The organism is Caulobacter sp. AVps18, from assembly GCF_058681425.1.
Genome location: NZ_CM178737.1, coordinates 2,017,388 through 2,037,610, shown reverse-complemented (window position 1 = coordinate 2,037,610; position 20,223 = coordinate 2,017,388). Strand labels below are relative to the sequence as shown.

Below are 20,223 nucleotides of genomic sequence, written 5' to 3'. Positions count from 1 at the left end.
CCCTCACGCCGCCAGAGCGGCAGTAATCGTCGAGAGGACCAAGAATGCCCCGACTGCAATGCACGACCCACACCGACACCGACGCCGCCTGCAATTGCGGCCTGGACCGCCGCTGGTTCATCGGCGGAGTCGGCGGCGCAGCCTTTGCCGCCAGCGCCTGGCCGGGCGCGACCCTCGCGCAGGAAACATCCGTCAACCTTGCCAAGGTGGCGGTTCCCTCGACCTCGTTTCATTCCGGCGATAGCAAGGTCTCGGCCCTCAACGATGGTGCCGTCCCCGCCAACTCGGCCGAGACGGAAAAGGGCATGTACGGCAACTGGCCGAAGACCGGCACGGAGTGGGTGCAGTACGACTGGAGCCAGCCGGTCACTGCAGCCAAGGTCGAGGTCTACTGGTGGGTGGACGGCCAGGGCATTGGCCTGCCCAAAAGCTGGCGCCTGCTGTACTGGGACGGCTCGGCCTTCAAGCCGGTGAAGAACGCCAAGTCCTATGGCCTGGCCAAGGACACCTTCAACACCGTCAGCTTCGATACCGTCACCACCGACAAGTTCCGCCTTGAGATCGTCTCCGATGGAAAGCTCTCCACCGGCGTCCTCGAATGGCGTGTCTGGTCCAAGGGTCCCGTCCCGGCCTTCGCGCCCGCCGTGGCGGCGGGCATCGACCGCTCGGTGGTCCTCGGCGGCAAGACCTACCTGATGGGCAAGGCCGAATGGCTGACCTCGACCGCCGACGCGGGCGTCCTGTGGCGCAAGGCCTCGGGTCCTGGTGCCGTCGCCTTTGCCAATGCGGCCGCAGCCGACACCACCGCCACCTTCACGGCGCCCGGCATCTATGAGCTGGAACTGGCGGCCAGGTCCGGCGGCAAGGTCTCGACCTCGAAACTGCGCGTCCACGCCCAGGCCGCGCCGCCGCCCGAGCGGCTCGATGTGGTCTACACAAAGCGCTACACCATCGACAGCCCGCTGTGGAACGCCCGCGCCAAGGCGCTGATCGTCAACTGGCTGCCCCACGTCATCGACTATTGCGAGCGCACCGACCTGACGATCGGCAACGGCGGCATCGACAACTTCATCGAGGCGGGCAAGGCCAATCGCGGCGAACCGCATGGCAAGCACATCGGCTATGTCTTTTCCAATGCGTGGGTGGTCGAGACGGTGGAGGCCATGGCCATCGCCCTGATGGTCGATCCGCGCGGCGACGCCGAGATCATCGCTGCCCAGGACAAGATGCGCGCGACACTCGAGCGCTGGATCCCCATCATCCTCGCGGCGCAGGAGCCCGACGGCTATCTGCAAACGGCCTATACCCTGGCCGACCGCGCCGACTGGCCGGAGAAGTGGTCGCCCGACCACCGCTCCGACCACGAAGGCTACATCGCCGGCTACTTCATCGAGTCGGCCATCAACCACTACACCCTGACGAACGGCCAGGACCTGCGCCTCTACAACGCCGCCAAGAAGCTGGCCGACTGCTGGGTCGCCAATATCGGCCCGGGAAAAAAGGAATGGTTCGACGGCCACCAGGAGATGGAGCAGGCCCTTGTCCGCTTTGGCCGCTTCATCAATGACGAGGAAGGCGACGGAAAGGGCGACGCCTATATCGATCTCGCCCGCTTCCTTCTGGAATCACGCCGTGGCGGTCAGGAATATGACCAGAGCCACCTGCCGCCGACCCGGCAGTACGAGGCCGTCGGCCACGCCGTGCGCGCCGTCTACTTCTACTCGGCCATGGCTGACATCGCCGCCGAGACCAACGATGTCGACTACCAGAGCGCCGTGGCGTCCCTGTGGGACAACATGGTCAACCGCAAATACTACGTCACCGGCGGCATCGGCAGCGGCGAGACGTCAGAAGGCTTTGGCCCTGACTATTCGCTGCCCAACAACGCCTATTGCGAGAGCTGCTCCAGCTGCGGTCTGATCTTCTTCCAGTACAAGCTGAACCTGGCCTATCACGACGCCAAGTATGCCGACCTCTACGAGCAGACGATGTACAACGCCCTGCTGGGCAGCATCGATCTCGACGGCAAGAGCTTCTGCTACACCAATCCCCTGGTGAATACCGAACGCACCCTGTGGCACATCTGCCCCTGCTGCGTGGCCAATATCCCGCGCACCCTGCTGATGATCCCGACCTGGACCTATGTGAAGGACAAGGCCGGGCTCTATGTGAACATGTTCGTCGGCAGTACGATCACCGTCGAGAAGGTGGCCGGAACCGACGTGGAGATGGTGCAGAAGACGGATTATCCATGGAGTGGCGCGGTCTCGATCACGGTCAATCCGAAGAAGGCCGCGACCTTCGCCCTGCACGTCCGCATACCGGACCGCACGACCAGCGAGCTCTATACGAGCACGCCGAAGGTCAGCGGGGTCAAGAGCTTCAAGGTCAATGGCCAGGCCATCACGCCAGAGATCGTCAAGGGCTACGCCGTTGTCACCCGCGAGTGGAAAGCCGGCGACCACATCGAACTTGAGCTGCCGATGGAGGCGCAGCGCATCATCGCCGATGACAAGATCGTGGCCGATCGCGGCAAGGTCGCCCTCGGCTATGGCCCGCTGGTCTACAATGTCGAACTGGCCGATCAGAAGAACATCGAGCTGGCGCTCAGCAAGGCGCCTCTGAAGGCCGAATGGCGACCCGACCTGCTGGGCGGCGTCATGACCCTGACCGGCAAGTGGGCCGACGGCTCGACCATGACCGCCATCCCCAACTACGCCCGCATGAACCGCAACGGTGCCGCGGCGGAGATCGGAGCGGGGGATGTGAACTATGCGCCCGGCTCTATCCAAGCGCAGAACGCAGCGGTGGGACCAAGACGGCAGTCCACCGGGCTGCAGTCGCAGGTCTGGATCAAGACCTGACCTGGCAACCCACACCAGTCACCCCGCCAGGAGCCAAGCGCAGAGCCGGGACCCAAAGGCTGTAGCCCAAAGCGGCACCCAGCCCCCAGGTCCCGGACAGCGGCTGCGCAGCTTGCGGGATGGCCCGGATTTGAGTTCGCGAGCTACTGCCCTTTGCGACCTGATGGCTTAGTCTGGGCCGGAAGAAAAGGTGGCTAAAACAAAAGTTTAGAGCATTTTCCGATAGCCGTTTCTAACCTATCGGAAGATGCTCTAGCGGCATAAGGTCCAAAAGTGGCCTTGACGCGTTGCCATGATTCGGCGCGAGCATGGCTCGCGCACCAACCTGCCCCTTGTGGCGGGCTGAACCGGCGCTTAGTGCAGTTTACTTTAACGACTGACTGCCGGGATTCGGCCAGAGTCCTGACTCAGAGCGGACGCTCCTTATGACGCTGATGGTGCAGACCCTTTCCGAGCAGATCTTCACCCTGGTGCGCGACCGCATCATCTCTGGCAAGATCCCTGTCGACTCCGCAATTCGCCAGGACGTCCTGGCTGCCGAGTTGGGTGTCAGCAAGATCCCACTGCGTGAAGCCTTTGCCCGCCTCGAACAGGATGGGTTGCTGCTGTCACAGGCTAACCGCGGCTTCTTCGTCCGCCCGCTCAACGCCGACGAGGTCGAAGAAGTCTACGCTCTGCGCCTCAAGATCGAACCCGACGCTGTGGCCGAGGCGTCCAGCATCGCCACCGCCGCCGACAAGCAGGCTGCAAAGGCCGCGCTCGATACCCTCGACACCGCCGTTCGCACCGACAAGACGCAGGTCGGCCGCCTGAACCGCGCGTTCCACATGTCGCTGGTCAACCCGCTGCACCGTCAGGTCACCACCCAGATCATCGAGCGCCTGAACATCATCTCCGAGCGCTATGTCGGCAAGCATCTCGAACCTGCGGGCCGTGGCGACCGGGCGCACAACGAGCATGTGGGCCTGCTCAAGCTGTGGTCGGCAGGCCATGCAGACGAAGTTTATGCCCTGATGAGCCAGCACATCGCCACGACGCTGGAAGATCTCCGCGCGCAGTTCGCCACCGAAAAACAGAACGCCTAAACGCCTTCTGCCGTCACTGGAACTCGGCGGGCGCTCCCTCAGGCTCGGCCGTGAGGCAATGGGCCCTGCGGTCGACGAAGAGGCCTGGGCGACGGCGGCTCTCCGTTCCCTTGGGCCGCAGAGAGATCAGCACGGGCGCGCCTGTCACCACCGGGGTCAAGAGTCCCGGAATGGCCTGGAGCGCGTTCCGAAAAGTGGGAACCGGCTTTCGGAATGAAACGCGCGTGAAAACAAAAGACTAGAGCGGGCGATCTAATTCCATCAGATCGCCCGCTCTAGGCGCGCCCTGCCCTACCGCTTGCCGCTATTGCGGCGATGTGGACGCGCCGGCCAGCACCTTGGCCTCACGCCGCAAGCGGCTGTTCCAGAAACCGTAGGAGAAGTAGACGACCAGGCCGACCGCCATCCAGATGAAGGTGAAGCCCTGGCTGACCACCGGCAGGCTCGAAAAGATGAACACGCAGCCGCCAATGGTGATCAGGGCGACGATCCAGTGCAGCGGCGTGCGGAAGGTGCGGGGCGCATCCGGCAGGCGCTTGCGCAGGATCAGCATCGACACCGCCACCGCGATGAAAGCGATCAGGGTGCCGGCGTTGGACAGTTCGGCGATCTTCTTCAACGGGAAGAAGCCGGCGGCGATGGCGACGAAGATGCCGGTGACCCAGGTTATCAGGGCGGGCGAGCCCTTGGCATTGACCTTCGAGACAATGGGCGGCAGCAGGCCGTCGCGCGCCATGACGAAGAAGATGCGGCTTTGGCCGTACATCATCACCAGGATGACCGACGGCAAGGCGATGATGGCCGCGCCCCCGACCAGGGAGGCGACCAGCGGATGACCAATGACGCGCAGGACATGGGGCAAGGGCTCACCGCTGGCGGCGATCTCGCCGAACGGGACGACGCCGATCGCGACGGCGGCCACCAGCATGTAGATCACGGTCGAGACGGCCATGGAGCCGATGATGCCGACGGTCAGGTCGCGGCCCGGGTTCTTGGCCTCCTCCGCCGAGGTGGAGACGGCGTCGAAACCAAAGAACGCGAAGAAGACGATGGCAGCCGCAGCCATGATGCCGAACTTCTCGCCGCCCACCTCGTGGGCAAGGAAGCCGAACGGCGCGAACGGCTGATAGTTGCCGGCCTGGATGGCGGGCAGACCAAGGATGACGAACGCCCCGAGAGCCACGATCTTGATGATGACGAGGACGATGTTGATGGTGGCGCTTTCACGGGCCCCGACCAGCAAAAGCGCCATGACCGACAGCGACACGAGCACGGCCGGCAGGTTGACGAGACCGCCCGCCGACGGACCGTTCAACAGGAAGGCCGGCAATTGCAGACCGATCCCCTGCTCCAGCCAGCCGACAAGGTGCGCCGACCAGCCGACGGCGACGGTGGAGCAGGCCAGTGAGTATTCGAGGACCAGGGCCCAGCCGATGATCCAGGCGGCAATCTCGCCCATGGAGGAATAGGTATAGGTGTAGGCCGACCCCGCCGTGGGGATCAGGGTGGCCATCTCGGTGTAACAAAGGGCCGCACAGGCGCAGACAAGGCCGCACAGGGCAAAGGCGACGATGACGCCCGGACCGGCCAACCCTGCGCCGACACCGGTCAGGGTATAGATCCCCGTACCGATGATGCCGCCGATGCCCAGCGCCATCAGGTGCGGCCAGCTCAGCGTTTTCGCCAGCGTCTTGCCGTCTTCTTCCGCCCTGCGAAGAGGCTTCAGCGGTCCGAACAGTCCCATATCTATCCCCCAATAAAGGGCTGCGATCCAAAAGGACCGCAGCCGCTACTCGTTTCCGGCGCTCGGCGCCAGCTTGATGATGGTCGGTCCGGCGCCCAGCTTGACGACGTAACCGCCGCGCTCAGTCGGTGCGCTTACAGCGTAGGTCTTGGCGCCGGGGGTCGTGCTTTCGACCTTGAGCCAGGCCTGCGAGGTGTGGCTGGTCGCGGTGCCGAGCGTCAGGCTGACCTCGCCAGTCTTCGGCTCATAGCTCACCGCCTCGATCTTGCCGGCATCAAGCGTCAACCACAGGCCGGCGGGCGCGATGAAGGTGCGTGTGCGGGCGCTGTCCTTGGGCGTCAAGGTGACGACATCGCCCGCTTGGCTGACATTGCCGCCAAAGCCGGTCCAGCCAAAGGTCGGATGGTCGACGAGGTATGATGCCGCCGCCACCGCGTGGCCGAAAAAGCTCATGCCATAGTCGCCGTTCATCCCGTCCCAGCGCATGGCGTCAGGGAAGGAGTGGAAGGCGGCCGAGCCGAAACCTTCACTGTCGATATTGGTGAGCGAGCCCATCAGTCCACCATAGGCGACGCGCAGCAGTTGGAAATCCTTGGGATCGGCGCGATAGGCGTCGAACAGCGGCACGGCGTTGAGCGACGAGCCGTAGTGATGCAGTTGCCGCTCGATACGCGATTGCTTGCCGGCATAGAGGAAGTCCCAGAAGCGGCGGGCCGAGCCGTTATAACCCCAGTGCGGGATTGCAGGATCATAGGCAAGGATCACCTCGCGGGTGACGTCGGCCATCTTGGCGTCGCCGAAATAGCGGGCCCACATATAGACCTCGGCCTGACCGGTGGAGTCCCAGGGCATCTCCGAGCCGAACGGGTATTTCCGGGTCTTCCAGTGATCGACACGGCCCTTCATCAGGGCTTCGATCTCGGCCGCCTGCTCGGTCAGCCCTTCGCGCTTCAGGTCCTGCAGGATGTAGACGAAGACATCGCCCTCCATCTGGCCAAACTGCGTGTAGTAAGGTGCCTTGGTCATCATCGCCTTGGTCGTGCCGGCGGCGCGGGCCAGGTAGGTCTGCCAGGTCTCTTTGGTCACCAGGCCTTCATGGTAGCGGCCAAGTCGGTAGAGGGTCCACCAGGCGGCGGCCACGTGCGGATAGTTGTACGAGCGGCCCAGATCGCCGGCTCCCTCGCGATTCCAGGCCGACCAGACCTTCCAGTTCAGGGCTGGATCATAGGTTCCCTCGGGCATGGTCTCCGGGTCGTAGAACATCACGCTTTTGCGCACGCCGTACTGATCCGGGCCGTCCGGCGTCTGGATCTTGCCCCACAGGGTCTGGCTCGCGAAGGCCTCGAACTTGGCGACTTCAGCCGGCACAGGATTGTCGAGCTGCTTCATGATCGTCGCGAGCCAGGAGCCCGCACCGCCCTCGTCGCTCAGCCCCGAAATCCACACCCGGTTGTCCTGGGTGATGATAGCGTTCTTGTCACGATCATAGCCCATGATCGAGGGGCTGCGGCCGAACGGGTCGGCGGGGTTCTCGTACCACTGCTTCGTCGTCAGGAACCGGCCCATGTCGGCGACGACCTCAGCCTCCGGCTTGGTGACGAGGTAATGCACGGTCTGCTGGGCACCGTCCGCATAGGTCAGCGTCAGCCGCGCGCGGCCCGGCGTCTTGCCGGTGATGGCATAGCGGTCCCACCCGCCCTTGGCCTTGCCAGCGGGGGCGACATCCAGCGCGCCCAGCGGATAGACGGCGGTCGAGGTGATGGCCGAGGCGGCATGGACGAACAGCGAGGCCTTGATGTCGGTGGGGACCACATAGCCCGGCAGGCCGACCGCAACGGGGCGGCCCTGCGCCTTCAGCGTCGGCTCGATGGCGCGAATTGATGGCGCGAGAACGAACCGCAGGCCGATAGCGCGGCTCTCGCCCGGCTTGAGGGTCAGGGAGGTGGGTTCGTTCCACTGCTGGACGCCCTTCCACTCGGTGTCGGCGAAGCCCTTCGATACGACCATCCAGTCGTAGAAGCCTTCGAATGTCATGTTGCGCGGTTCGGGATCGCTGTAGATCTTCAGCGACTTGTCCTCATTCCGCTCATTGAGGATCGGCTTGTAGAGCTCGAACGGCGTGTTCTTCTCCGGAAGAACCAGCAGGGCCGGCCCCGCGCCGTTGAGCCGCGTAACCTGGAGATATCCCGCGTCGCGGCCCACATAGGGATCGTAGAACGACGCCGTCTCATGCGCGTGATCGAGGTCGCGCCCGGTGATGATGTTGTCGAACACCATGGGGATGCCCAGGCCGCCGATTTCGATGGCCGTCTTGCCCGGGTTGGAAATCACGTAACGCAGGGCGAGCTTGCCGCCGTCGATCGTCCAGGTTCGCGTCACCTTGAGCGGAAAGCCCTTGCCGAGCGAAGCGGTGATATCAGCACTGGCCAAGGCGCCCCGCGCCGCGATCGGCGTGACCTTGGCTCTGCGATAGGCGGTGGAGTAGTCCTGCCAGGCCGGTGCGCCGACGGGACGGACACGCAAGTCCAGATCGCCCAGGCGGTAGGCGCCGTCTTTCAGTCGCGCGCCGAACCGGTTCGACGGCGCAAAGTCGAAGCCATCCGTCGCCGCCTTGGGGGCCAGCGAGACGAGGGTCTGCGAAGTCTTCTGCAGCGAGATCAGGAAGTCTGGCGTCTCATGGATCGATACCTGAGCGTCAGGACTATGCCAGGGAGCGGGAGCCCGCTCGGCGGTCTGGGCCAGGACGGGCGAGACGGCGACCGTCAGCGCAGTGGCCAGTCCCATCAGAAAGACGCAAGCGGTGCGGGTCGGCATAGTCAACGCCTCAAAAAGCAAAAAGAGCGTCCGCTGGGTCACGGTTAAACCGCAGCGGACGCCTTAGTCGGTCCAGCCTAGCATGCGCCACTGGGAGGGAGGCGCGTCGCATCGGCACAATAGGGATCCAGAAACTGGATCGGCGGTTCGCAACCATCACCCGCACTGATCGCCAAAGCAGGGGAAATGCTGGCGCGACCAGAACAGGCACAACCGGCAAACCCGCCACAAGCGGCCTTGCCCGACGTCGAGGTAAACACCTCTGTTCTGGACTGTCAAATATAAGTTATACGATTACAGCCTAGCGGCGCGGGGTGATTATTGCCACGGCGCCGCCTGACCCAGACAGGGTCAAAGCCAGCGAATCCGAGGCTGCGACATTGCGTGACGAAGCCCCCAGCGTCGTCGGTGTCGCGCCGTCCTGCCACACCCTGGCGCTAAACCCGCCCTTGCCGAGGAAGTCGAGCGGCACATCGACCGCCCTGCCCGCCTCATTGGTCATGGCGCCGATATACCAGGCATCGCCCTTGCGCCGCGCCGTGACGATATACTGGCCGATGTCGCCGGCCAGAACACGCGTCTCGTCCCAGGTGGTCGGCACGGCGCGCAGGAAGTCGACACCGTCCTCCCACGTTCCGTCCGCCTTCTTGTAGGCTTGGGGCGCATCGGAGACCATGACCAGAGGGCTGTCATAGACGACGTACATCGCCAGCGCCTGACCGCGCGTGGTCTGGGTCTGGGGCTGGTTGTCCTGGATCTGGAACGTCTGCGGCGTGCGATTGCGAAAACCGCCGGGCGTATAATCGATGGGGCCGAGGATCATCCGCGTATACGGCAGGGTGACGTTGTGGGTGGCGGTGATCCGCGTCGTCCACTTGTTGTACTCTGCGCCGAGGACGCCTTCCTGGGTGATGTAGTTAGGCCAGGTGCGCACCAGACCGTTGGGCGCATAGGCACCGTGAAGGTCCACGAGCAGGTGATGGCTCGCGGCCTTCGACAAGATCTTGTGGAAGTAGTCGACCATGTCCTGGTCCGAGCGGTCCATGAAATCGACCTTGATCCCGGCGACACCCCACTGCTCATAGGCCGCCAGGGCCTGGTCCATCTGCCAGTCGAGCTGCTCCCACTGCAGCCAGATCATCACCCGCACCTTGCGCGCCTTGGCGTAAGCAATGATCGCCGGCATATCGACGGCGGCAATGGGCTTGGTGACGTCTGAACCTGGCCTCGGCCGGGTCGACGAGCCCTGATACCAGCCCTCGTCGATCAGGATGTAGTCGAGACCAAGGTCGGCGGCGAAATCCACATAGGCCTTGTAGGTGGCGGTATTGATGCCCGGGTTGGCGACCGGCGCGTTGAAGCCATTCCACCAGTCCCAGGCGCTTTTGCCCGGCTTGATCCAGGATGTGTCAGCGATTTTGGACGGCGCGCCGAGCGTGGCGATCAGGTTGGATTCCACCAGCTTGCGCGGACTGTCACCCAGCATCACGACGCGCCACGGCGTCAAAACCTCGCCGGCCGGCAGTTTGGCCACGTAGGGCTTGAGGGAATTGGAGTCGAGACGTTGCGGCAACTGGACCCCGACGCCCAGCTTGTTGTCGCCCGCGCGGTTGTAGAAGGCCGACGGATAGTGGGCCACGTCAGACTCGGCCAGGGCGAAGGCCGCCTTGCCCGTGGTGCAGACCAGCGGCGAGTCAAAGAGGTTGTGATCCCGGATGCGCGAGGCTTTTATCGGGTCGAACTCGCCTTCATGCGCGTTGTGAGGCTTGCCGAGATTGAGGCCCCAGCAATCATAGTCGGCAGGAAAGGCGAACTCGGTATTCTCGGCATAGAGGCCGAACGGCTGCGTCTCGTTCAGGCCGTAGCGCAGCGCCACACCGTTGTCATAGGCCCGGAAGATCAGGTTGACGCCGTGCGTGCCCTCGGTCTCAGCGAACTTCAGGGTCAGTTCGTTATAGTGGTCCGGCGCGCTGGCGGCCTTGCCGGCGACAATTTTGTAGGTCTCCCGGACCTGGCGGGTGGAGGCGGCAGGCGCTTCGAACCCCTTGGCGCCGAAACCGACAATGTCGGTGCGCAGGCCAAGGTACGACGGCGCGATCACCAGCTCGCCGCGATAGCGAACCTCGTATGTCGGCAAGCCCCTGTCGGCCTTGTCGACCGTCACCACCACCTGACCGTCAGGCGAGGCAGCGGTCCAGGTTTCTGCCTGAGCCCCGCCCGCCGTCAGAAGCGCCGCAGTTCCCAAGATCCCAAGGATCGCAATCTTCGCCATGCGCCAGTCCTGCACTAAATATCCGCGCTATAGGTATACGGTATACCGTTTGCGAGTAAAGGGGTGGCCTTCGCTGGATGCTGGCGCGAGCGGTGACCTAAGGCTCAGAACTTCAGCACCACCGCCTGGCCCGTATAGTTGACCGACTTCGTCACGACGGCCGGCTCAATGGCGGCGGCGTTGGCCGGCGTCACCAGGACGATATCGAGCCTGCGTTGTGCGACGAGGCCTGGATATCCGCCCTTGCGCGCGCTGATCGACAGGGTTCTGGCTGCGTCGTTCCAGACAAGTTCATAGGTCGCGTAGGCCCCCTTCTCATAATCGAAGGTTTCGTTGTCGTCCTCATAGACGGTGAACCTGCCGTCGGCGCCGGGATAGACGCGCACCTCATGGGGGGCGTCCGGCTGCTCGGTCGCGTACTGGACCACGGGGCCCATGGGCACGATGGCACCGGCACGGACATAGAGCGGGAAGACGTCAAGCGCCACATCTCGGGTGACGTTCCTTCCGCCCGCGAAGCGTTGGTGGGTCCAGAAGTCGTACCAGTCCGTGCCCGCCGGCAGGTAGGTCGTCATGGACGAGTCGATCCGGGGCTTGCTCCTTGCGCGCTCGGCGATCTGGCTGGGCGTGCGCCAGGTCAGGCGAAGCTCACGGCCATAGATCGCCTGATAGTACTCCAGCACGATCGGGACGCTCTGCCCCTTGGCCAGGGTCACCTTGGTGCCCTTGTAGCGGGTGGCACCATCCTTCCAGTCGTCGACCAGAAGCTTGCCATCGACCGTCAGGCGATAGCCGTCGTCGCCTTCGACGCCGAGCTCGTACTGGCCATCTTCGGGCGCAACGATGCTGCCGGTCCAGCGGACGGAGAAGTTGTCGAGGCTGGTCAGCCCCGCCGGGAAGTCAACTAGCGGCGGACCGGGCCACTGCAGGTCGATCCCGGCGTCGATCGTCTTGCCTTTCGGCGTCTCGAAGTTCGAGCCTTCGAAATACTGTCCGGCCAGGCCTGGCCTGCCATCGGGCGTGCGTAGGGCGGATGCCGGGATAACTTGCGGCGGCGGCTCCTTCACCCGGAACATCTGGCGCGTGACGGGATGAACCAGGAACGACGGCCCGAACATGAAGGCGTCATTGATATTGTGCACGCCCCGGTCTTGCGGGAAGTCCATCGGCAGAGCGCGCATCAGGGTGTAGCCGGCGTTGGTGACCTGCCAGCTGAGGCTGTAGATGTAGGGCAGCAGGCGGTAGCGCAGATGGACCGAGTCGCGCAGCGACTTGTACATCTCAGGGTCCACATCCTTGAAGATATAGGGCTCGCGCTCGATGTCGGTGCCGTGGATGCGCATGATCGGATTGAAAGCCGCATACTGCATCCACCGGGCGTAGAGCTCGCGGTAGGACGCATTCTTATCGCCACCCGGAAAGTCACTGCTCATGAAGAAGCCGGCGGTATCCTGCGTCCAGTAAGGCGTGCCGGTAATGGTGACGTTGACACCGCCGTTGATCTGTTCGCCAAGCGTCTTCCAGCTGGCCTGGGTGTCGCCTGACCATGACGCCGCCGCTGTCCGCTGTGCCCCGGCCCAGGCCGATCGCGTCAGGGTAAAGACGCGGTTGTTGCTGACCGCCCGCTGCCCCTCATAGGTCCCCATCGTCGTCATCAGCGAATAGGGATTGAGATAGCGGGTGAAGTCGCCGAGCGCGTTGGTCCCCAGCCCCTTGATGTCGCGCTCGGTCTCGCCGGCGTCATGCACGGCGGTTCCGACCTCGACCTCGGTGCCGTCCATCCAAAGGGCGTCTACGCCCACATCGAGCAGGCCCAACTTGATGTGCTTGAAATAGATCGCCCGCCCCTCGGGGCTGAAGGCGTCATAGATGCGGGCCTTTTTCGAAAACCAGTGCAGCGGCTCGAAGCGGAGGGTCTTGGCGTCCAGCTCCCTGGCCAGCGCCGTGTCGTTGCCTATCGACGGCCAGATCGAGACCATAAGCTTGAGGTTCATGTCGTGCAGGGACTGGATCGCACCTTTAGGATCGGGGAACCGCTCCTTGTTCCAGATCATGCCGCTCCAGGAGCCGTCCCTGTCGCTGCCCCAGTACTGCCAATCCTGGACGATGTAATCGAGCGGGAACGCCTCCTTGCGGAAGGTCCGCGCCACCTCGAGCAATCGCGCCTGCGTCCGGTAGCGCTCCTTGCTCATGAAAAGACCGAAGGCCTGTTTGGGATACATGGGCGCATCGCCGGTCAGGTCGCGATAGCCGCTGACCACCGCATCCATGGTCTCGCCGGCCATGAAGTAGTAGTCGACGCCGCCGGGCGCGCTCTCCGCCCACAGGCTTGCGCCTTCGGCCGAGTCCTTGAAGCGCATCTTCGAATAGGTGTCCCACAGAATGCCGTAGCGCTCGGACGACATCATCACCGGGATGATGATGCCGATATTGGTCTGGACCAGCAGCAACTCCTTGCCGCGCCGGTTGACCTCCCCTTCCCCGACAAAGCCGAACCCATAGATCGCTTCATCCGGCTTGAGGGTGAAGGTGTTTTGCGCCTCGTAGGTCGGCGCGCCGGAGATCTCGACCGTCTTCAGGCTTTGGGGCGCGGCCTGGCTTTCCTGCGTATAGACCCGCCCGTTGGGCTCGCTGAACGTCAGGGCTCCGGTCCGCTTGTCGACAACGACGTGGAGCAAGGGACTTTCAATCGTCAGGGTCGCGGAGGCCTCACGCGTCTTGAAGGCGACCGGACCCGGCTTGTCGATCACCACGAGACTTGGATGACGCCAGTAGTTGGCACCCAGCGTCGCGTTCACCCGGACGGTCCTCGGGCCATAGAAGATGATGTTCTTGACCACGCCGCCGACACGCACCTGCACGCCGTTGTCGATCCCGGTGTACGAGAACGCCTGGGTAGGCGCCTGAACGACAGCCATATGCAGATTCGGATCAAGGCCGGTCGGCGTGGCCGCCTGGGCGCCTTCGACAAGAAGGCCCATGAAGGCGAGTGTCGCGGTCAGGACTTGAATTCTCATCGTCTTCCCCCAGGCCTTAGGGCCGTGCTGTGAACATGACGGGCAGGCCCGTACGGCGTCAGCATCTCCACAAAGGTCGAGACGCACCGCCGGTTTCCTGGAGCAAGGCGCGCGATGCGGGGATCGCACCCCTTGCTCCAGCTTTTTGTTTGCGCATCGCTTTTGCGGAAAACCGGCAGCGACTTTTCCGCGCGATGCTCCAGACTATCTGCCGGCGCAGTCGCTCGATGCGTCAATTGGTGAGCGCGTCGATGGCGGCACGATCTTGTTCGGAGACAGGACCTGCCACTCAACAACACCAAAGGCTGCGTAGGTTTTTCCGTCGGTAGAGGCCTGAAGCACCGCCCGGACGCAGCGCGTGGTGACGGGTTTGAAGCTCGTCTGAGCGTAGCCCGCAGCGTCCGTCGTATTCGGCTTGTTCAGGACGACCGGCTTCCAGCCCTTTTCGTCCCAGTACTCGATATGCCAAGCGGCCGGAGGGGCCACACCCACGCCGGCTCCCGTCGGCTGGTCGCCCCAGAAATGGATCCTGGAGCCATCAACCGTCACGGCCTTGTCCCATTGGTACTGCACCCAACCTGACGGGACATCATTGCGCCCGGTCCAGTTTGCCCACATGTCCGGCGGCAACGGCGCGGGCGGGGTCTTCAAGTCATTGAGCGCTCGCAGACGATACTGCACCGGTATTGGCGCGTTTGAGGCCGTGATGCTGGCGCTCAGGGCCACATTGCTTGTGGGCGTGGGATCAACCGGCGCTCGTGTCTGAACCACTTTGCGGATGGCGGGCGGGGACACGGTATCGTCCCAGAACAACTCGTCGACGGCCACACTGCGACGGAAATGGCCGCCGTCTTTGGCATCGCCATTGTGATAGGCGAGGTACCAACGATCCTTGAAGGGCACGATGCCGGCGTGGGAAGTCGCTGACGTCACCGGATCAAGATAGACGCCGCGATAGGTCCAGGGGCCTAGCGGTGAGGGCGAAGTGCCATAGGCCTGACAGGCATGATAGACCGCTTCGGTACAGGTGGACGTCGGGCCCGCATTGTTTGCGGCGTACGCCATGTAATAGACGCCCTTCCGCTTCATAATCCAGGGTGCCTCAAAGAAGCCCTTCAGCGTGGTAACGTCGATCGGGGTCCCTTTGGGCGTCTTCATGTCTCTTTCAAGCTCAACGCCCTTGAGACTTCCGAAGGTTCCCCAGTAAATATAGACGCGACCGTCATCATCCAGGAGCACGGTCGGATCTATGTTGTGAATGGTGTTCCTGACCGGTGCCGCTTGGGAAATGATCGGCCCTTGAGGATGGATGTCCACAAAGGGCCCGAGCGGGTTGTCGGCGACGGCGACGCCTATGCCAAAGCAGTCATCGGTGTCGCAGGTCTTGGCCCGCACTGGCGCGTAGAGGTAAAAGCGCTTGTCCGGCCCCACGACGATCTGTGACGCCCACGCGCCATCCTCCTGGGCCCACTGGAATATTTTTTCAGGGCGAAGGATGTCGGGATGAAGCGTCCAGCGCTTTGAGGCAGGGTCGCCGGTTTCGAAGATCTGCCAGTTGAACATGCTGAAGCCGCCGCCATCCACAGGCGCTTCATCGCGGCCGGCCAGGATGTAGAACTTGTCGCCTACGACCAGGGGAGCCGGGTCGGCAGAGTATCGGCTGCCGTCGACAATCAAGGTGTTGTATTCAGGCCGTAACTCGACAGTGGCCTTCGGCCCCGTCGCGGCGTCCTGTGCAAGGGCGCCGCCGCCCAGGAGCAGCATCTCTGTCAGAGCTGAGAAAAAGGCGATCCTCTTGATCGTGCTCACTACAAACTCCTCGCAAAAAATTCGATCAGCGTCTTTGGCTTTAGTTTTCGAAGATCATGAGCTCGGTCAGGCCAGTCCGTGCGGGGGCCGCATGGGTGAAGGTCACTCGAACTTTCTGTGTCCTGACCGGTTTGACAGCGATGCTGTTTACCGTTGAGGCCTGCAACGGCCTGACCGGGTCCGAAAGGGTTTTGAGCGGCTTCCACGCGGCTCCGTCCCAGTAGGACAGGGTGTAGGCGGCAGGCGCACGCACTCCTGCATTGTCGCCGAACACGTAGAGCTCGATCCGGCCGACCGTCTTGGCTTTACCAAAGTCGACCTGCACCCAGTCGGTCTTGTTGGGTGACTCAAATGCGGTCCACCGATTGCGCGAGTTCGCAGGGAAGAACACCTTGCCGTCGTTAACTTCCTCAATCTTGTCGAAGGGCGAGGTGAAGGACGCGGTCGCCTTTGGGAACGGCCTGTCGCCTGGATTGTAGGCCAAATCGTCGATGGGCACAGTCGGAGGCGAGAGCGGCAGATCCGCTTCCCCCCAGGCTTCGACCTCGCTTAGACCCGTGAAGGCACCCTTCGCATGGGTGAAGGTCAGGCGGAATTTCTCGGCAAGCACGGGAGTGTCAAAGGTCACCGTGTTGGGGCGGTGCCCTTCGGGCGTAGGGAGGTCACGCCTAGCCCCCTGCACGGGGTTCCAACCGGTTCCGGTCCAGTACTCAATCGCGTAGTCTTGCGGCGCCTTCAGCCTATTCCCATCATCAAGGAAATAGAGCTTGAGCGTCTTGACCGGCCTGGGCGCACCCAGGTTCATCGTCAGCGTGTCCTTGGCATTAGGCGAGCCTTCGGAAGTCCACCGGTTGGGTGGCGCATTTAGGTACCAGGCCACGCCGTCGTTCAGATTTTGAACGGCGGTTTTCGGATCACTGAACGAGGCGACGAAATTGGGGTAATAGGCCCCCTGGTTATTGACCGCGAAATTGACGGCCCGTGGCGGAGTGAACTGTGGCGAGGATGGAGGCAGCTTGACCTCGATCTTGCCGAGTGTGGCGGACTGACCCACGACCTGGCCGTTCACCAGAAGGGTCAGGCCCTTGCCCTTGTTGTAGCGGGTGCCGTCCTGATCCCACAGGATCGAGACATTATGACCGTGATAGGAAATGTCCTCCAAGGCAAAATAGGCCCACTCTGCCGGAAACAGCGGATTGACCTCCAGCACGTCGTCGGCACGGGGGCGCAAGCCCGCCAGTCCGGTAATGACAAGGTCGATGTAGGACGAGTGGAAATAATGCTCGCTATGGCCATCCACAATTTGCCATGCACCGGTGTCCGGATTAGCCGCTTCCGCGATGTAAGGCTTACCCTCGTGGCGCTGTGTGAGAGTATAGACCTTTAAAAGCTTCACATAGTCGGCCTTAGTGACATAGCCCTGCTCATAGTTGTTAAGCAGGTTGGCCATCGCTTCAAGAGTTTGCGCTGTGGCGTAAGGCCATGAATCGCCGCTCCAGACGCAGCAACGAGGCGTTATCTTGAACTGCGGGTCGTTCCGCTCGACCGTGGTCGGTCCATACGGCGCGAAAAACCCGTTTGGGTCCATAATCGTCTTCCATGCCGCCGCATAGTCGACCTTCGCCTTCGGGTCGGGCAGATTGAATTGCCAAGGCACAAAGCCGAGGAGTTCACGACCGTGCGTGTTACCCGCATACTTACCCGTCTCGTAAGTAAGCGTTCCAGCCTTTATTCCGTCCTGCTCGTCTTGAGAGAACATATGGAAGAAATGCTGACGCTTGGGATCCCACAAACGATTTTGGACTTGAGCCCGCAGATCGGCGGCTTTGGCCGAATAGAGCTTGGCCGTGTCAGCATCACCCGCCAAAGCGGCCGTATTTGAGATCGCCACAGCGTCCGCATACAGATAGCTGTTCAGTGTGGGGCGGAAACCAGGTGCCCCTGAAAACCAGTCTTTGACTTGTCGCGAGTTAATATTGGTTTCCATGCCATCTTGATGTCCAGTTTGATAGAACATCTTGAAATCGGCATTGTAACGGTCCCGCTCCCAACCGCTATATTGCTCCACCATATCAGGAAGCAAGCTCAAGACGAACGACTTGTCACCCCAGGTCTCATAGAGACCCCACATGCTTGCACCAAACCAGTTGCTATAATTTCGTGGTTGAGCGCCCGGCGTATGAAACCAGTAGCGGGCATAATCACGGGTGACGCGCTGATCCTTCAGCCAGCGCATGTCTGAGAACTGCAAACCCGCCGGGGCAACAATCGCGCCATAGGTGCCCGACCACCATGGGCGGTCGATGAACTCTGTGACGGCATAGCCGTGCTCGGGCGACCCGTAGACGAAGTGCTTCGTCATCATGTCGAAGCGATAATAGTAGGTGTCGTCTATCTCCGCGTCGGGCGTCTCGAGAAACGGCACATTGGCCCTGTACCAATCCCAGTCCCGGTTATCGAGAAAGCTCATCTTGTCGAGGATGGCCTGCGGATCGAGCACCCTGCTTTGGGTGGCCGCAGAAGCCTTTGTGATGGGCCGGGCGTCGGCCGGTTTTGCCCATGAGGTCGATTGAACCGATCCCAGGCACACGACGAGCAGGCTCGCCAGAACGCCTTTCCGAACAGGATTTCTCATTTCCACCTCCGCCGCCAGAACCCGCGTCATCGAGCCTGAAGTCATGTTATATGGTATATATAATACTATTGGTTCATGGCGTGCAAGCCGCTCCGAGGACGCGATCGGTCTGGCGCCGACGCGCTCTCCCCCCGTCATGGGCGGGAGGTCGCGCCGAATTGTGAGGCCTCGGCCACATGACTGGGGCGGCTGATGACCCGCTCCTGAAAGCGGGAGCACCAAGTCAGAAAAAGAACCAATTGAATAAATTCAATATCTTATTCACCCCACACCCGATCGACTCCACAGCGTGTCGGGCGAAGCTGGAAAGGGCCGATTACCCACCGGGGGCGACCCGTCAGAGGCGCTGGCTGCCTGTTTCGGCGGCGCGGCCCCTAAATGGGGCCCGTTCCCATTGCTGTCGGTTGCGGATCGGTCTTTGCTGCCCGAGGGGGTAGGCATGAACGACCAAGACGACGACCGGCGCGCCTGGTTTCGGCAACAGATCCTGCCCCTCGAGGCGGACCTCCTGGCCTATGCGCGACGGTTCTGCCGGGACGGCGAGACCGATCCCGAAGACCTGGTCCACGACACCTTTGCCCGCGCCATCGCCTACCAGAGCTGGCGTGAGGTGCTCAATCCCGGTGCGTTCGCCTCGCGCATCCTGCGCAATATCGCCCTGGACGCCCTGCGCCGCCGCAAGGTTCTGACCATCACAGCGGTCGCCGATTTCGAGCGTATGGCCCTGACCGACGAGGCGCCGACGCAGGAGCAGACCCTTGTCGACCGCGACGAACTGCGGCAACTGCGCGCGGCCATGGCGGAGTTGCCCGCCCAGTGCCGCCGGGTCTTCACGCTGCGAAAGGTCTATGATCTTTCGCCAAGGGAGATAGCGGAAAGGCTGGGCCTGTCCGTCTCCACTGTAGAGAAGCACCTCGTAAAGGGGCTGCGGTACTGTTCGGATAAACTGGGCCGTGGAGACGGTCGGGCAAGAAAGGTCGAGGAAGAGCGTTCATGGCGCGTGAAGCGGGATCTCAGCGGGAAGCCGTAAGGCAGGCCGCCGCCCAGTGGGTGGTCCGGCTGGACGACCCCGCCTGCGCCCCGTCCGATCGCCTCGCCTTCGAAGCCTGGCGCAATCAGGGGCCGCAGTACGAAGCCGCTTTCGAGCGTGAGGCCGTCGCCTGGGAACGCCTGGAGCGGCTGCGCGCCATTGCGCCCGGGACAGGCGCCGCCAATGCCGACCTGCTGGCGCCGCCGCCTTCACGGTCGGCGATCTGGAGCACGCCCACCGTCTGGGCGCGTGCCGCAGCCATCGTCGGGGCGATTGGAATCGCCGCCGCCGGCGTCGTCTCGGCCACCGCCACGACCGCCTATGCTACAGCCATCGGCGAGCGGCGGGTGATCGTGCTCAGCGACGACAGCCGGATCGAGCTCAACACCAACAGCAAGGTCCTGGTGCGCTACCGCAACGGCGCGCGCGAGGTCAGGCTGGTCAAGGGCGAGGCCCTGTTCATGGCGGCGCGCGATGACCGCCCCTTCATCGTTCGCGCGGGCGACACGCGCCTGGAAGCGTCGGACGCCGTCCAGCTCGCCGTGCGGGTCGCGGGTCACGCCGCAGCGGTCACGGTCAAGAGCGGCTCGGTGACCGTCGACCAGAAGGTGACCGAAGCCGACTCGCGTCAGTCTGCCGGTATCGCGGCGGTCTATGGCCCGGCGGGAGGGCGCGTGCAGCGCATTTCAACGGCGGAAATCGACCGGGCCCTGGCCTGGCGTCAGGGTGCCATCGCCCTCAACGGTCAGACGCTGGAACAGGCCGTCGCCGAGTTCAACCGCTATAACCGCCAGCGCATTTCGGTCGATGATCCGGCCGTTTCGGGGCTGAGACTGGCCGGCTACTTCCAGAGCACCGAGCCCGGCAGCTTCGTCGCGGCCGTGACCAACACCTTCCCGGTGCGCGCAACGCGTGACGCCGAGGGCGTGATCCGCCTCACCGCCCGCGACTGA

General features: G+C 63.0%; 10 protein-coding genes. 4 read left to right on the top strand and 6 right to left on the bottom strand.

The window, feature by feature from the left end; genetic code table 11:
* The first annotated feature begins 44 nt into the window (after window positions 1-44).
* Both ACW179_RS09445 and ACW179_RS09440 read left to right on the top strand, forming a co-directional pair.
* Window positions 45-2,864 (top strand): glycoside hydrolase family 127 protein, encoded by a 2,820-nt coding sequence (locus tag ACW179_RS09445; RefSeq protein ID WP_492064036.1) that lies wholly within the window; start codon window positions 45-47, stop codon window positions 2,862-2,864.
* A 425-nt stretch (window positions 2,865-3,289) separates the two neighbouring features.
* On the top strand, window positions 3,290-3,949 hold the full coding sequence (locus tag ACW179_RS09440) for a GntR family transcriptional regulator (RefSeq protein ID WP_492064035.1): 660 nt from the start codon (window positions 3,290-3,292) through the stop codon (window positions 3,947-3,949).
* 304 nt (window positions 3,950-4,253) lie between these two features.
* Here the strand turns inward: ACW179_RS09440 and ACW179_RS09435 are convergent, their stop codons facing one another.
* From ACW179_RS09435 to ACW179_RS09410, 6 genes are all read right to left on the bottom strand, one after another.
* On the bottom strand, window positions 4,254-5,693 hold the full coding sequence (locus tag ACW179_RS09435) for an amino acid permease (protein ID WP_492064033.1): 1,440 nt from the start codon (window positions 5,691-5,693) through the stop codon (window positions 4,254-4,256).
* 45 nt (window positions 5,694-5,738) lie between these two features.
* Window positions 5,739-8,507, bottom strand: a complete 2,769-nt coding sequence (locus ACW179_RS09430) for a DUF5695 domain-containing protein (protein WP_492064032.1) — start codon at window positions 8,505-8,507, stop codon at window positions 5,739-5,741.
* A gap of 301 nt (window positions 8,508-8,808) precedes the next feature.
* Window positions 8,809-10,779 (bottom strand): glycoside hydrolase family 97 protein, encoded by a 1,971-nt coding sequence (locus ACW179_RS09425; protein WP_492064031.1) that lies wholly within the window; start codon window positions 10,777-10,779, stop codon window positions 8,809-8,811.
* 104 nt (window positions 10,780-10,883) lie between these two features.
* On the bottom strand, window positions 10,884-13,796 hold the full coding sequence (locus ACW179_RS09420) for a glycoside hydrolase family 31 protein (RefSeq protein ID WP_492064030.1): 2,913 nt from the start codon (window positions 13,794-13,796) through the stop codon (window positions 10,884-10,886).
* Between the two features lie 204 nt (window positions 13,797-14,000).
* Window positions 14,001-15,605 (bottom strand): family 43 glycosylhydrolase, encoded by a 1,605-nt coding sequence (locus ACW179_RS09415; RefSeq protein WP_492064029.1) that lies wholly within the window; start codon window positions 15,603-15,605, stop codon window positions 14,001-14,003.
* Window positions 15,606-15,645: 40 nt separating this feature from the next.
* The gene (locus ACW179_RS09410; protein ID WP_492064028.1) at window positions 15,646-18,240 is read right to left on the bottom strand and encodes an MGH1-like glycoside hydrolase domain-containing protein; all 2,595 of its coding nucleotides are present in this window, start codon (window positions 18,238-18,240) and stop codon (window positions 15,646-15,648) included.
* A gap of 439 nt (window positions 18,241-18,679) precedes the next feature.
* On the opposite strand from ACW179_RS09410, the gene ACW179_RS09405 reads away from it, so the two are divergent.
* Window positions 18,680-19,270 (top strand): RNA polymerase sigma factor, encoded by a 591-nt coding sequence (locus ACW179_RS09405; RefSeq protein ID WP_492064027.1) that lies wholly within the window; start codon window positions 18,680-18,682, stop codon window positions 19,268-19,270.
* The gene (locus ACW179_RS09400; RefSeq protein ID WP_492064026.1) at window positions 19,234-20,223 is read left to right on the top strand and encodes a FecR family protein; all 990 of its coding nucleotides are present in this window, start codon (window positions 19,234-19,236) and stop codon (window positions 20,221-20,223) included. Before ACW179_RS09405 ends, ACW179_RS09400 begins: the two co-directional genes overlap by 37 nt.

Excerpts from the sequence above, each read along its gene's own strand:
- ACW179_RS09445 (WP_492064036.1), top strand. The coding sequence starts at position 45 with ATGCCCCGACTGCAATGCACGACCCACACCGACACCGACGCCGCCTGC.
- ACW179_RS09440 (WP_492064035.1), top strand. The coding sequence starts at position 3,290 with ATGACGCTGATGGTGCAGACCCTTTCCGAGCAGATCTTCACCCTGGTG.
- ACW179_RS09435 (WP_492064033.1), bottom strand. The coding sequence starts at position 5,693 with ATGGGACTGTTCGGACCGCTGAAGCCTCTTCGCAGGGCGGAAGAAGAC.
- ACW179_RS09430 (WP_492064032.1), bottom strand. The coding sequence starts at position 8,507 with ATGCCGACCCGCACCGCTTGCGTCTTTCTGATGGGACTGGCCACTGCG.
- ACW179_RS09425 (WP_492064031.1), bottom strand. The coding sequence starts at position 10,779 with ATGGCGAAGATTGCGATCCTTGGGATCTTGGGAACTGCGGCGCTTCTG.
- ACW179_RS09420 (WP_492064030.1), bottom strand. The coding sequence starts at position 13,796 with ATGAGAATTCAAGTCCTGACCGCGACACTCGCCTTCATGGGCCTTCTT.
- ACW179_RS09410 (WP_492064028.1), bottom strand. The coding sequence starts at position 18,240 with ATGAGAAATCCTGTTCGGAAAGGCGTTCTGGCGAGCCTGCTCGTCGTG.
- ACW179_RS09405 (WP_492064027.1), top strand. The coding sequence starts at position 18,680 with ATGAACGACCAAGACGACGACCGGCGCGCCTGGTTTCGGCAACAGATC.
- ACW179_RS09400 (WP_492064026.1), top strand. The coding sequence starts at position 19,234 with ATGGCGCGTGAAGCGGGATCTCAGCGGGAAGCCGTAAGGCAGGCCGCC.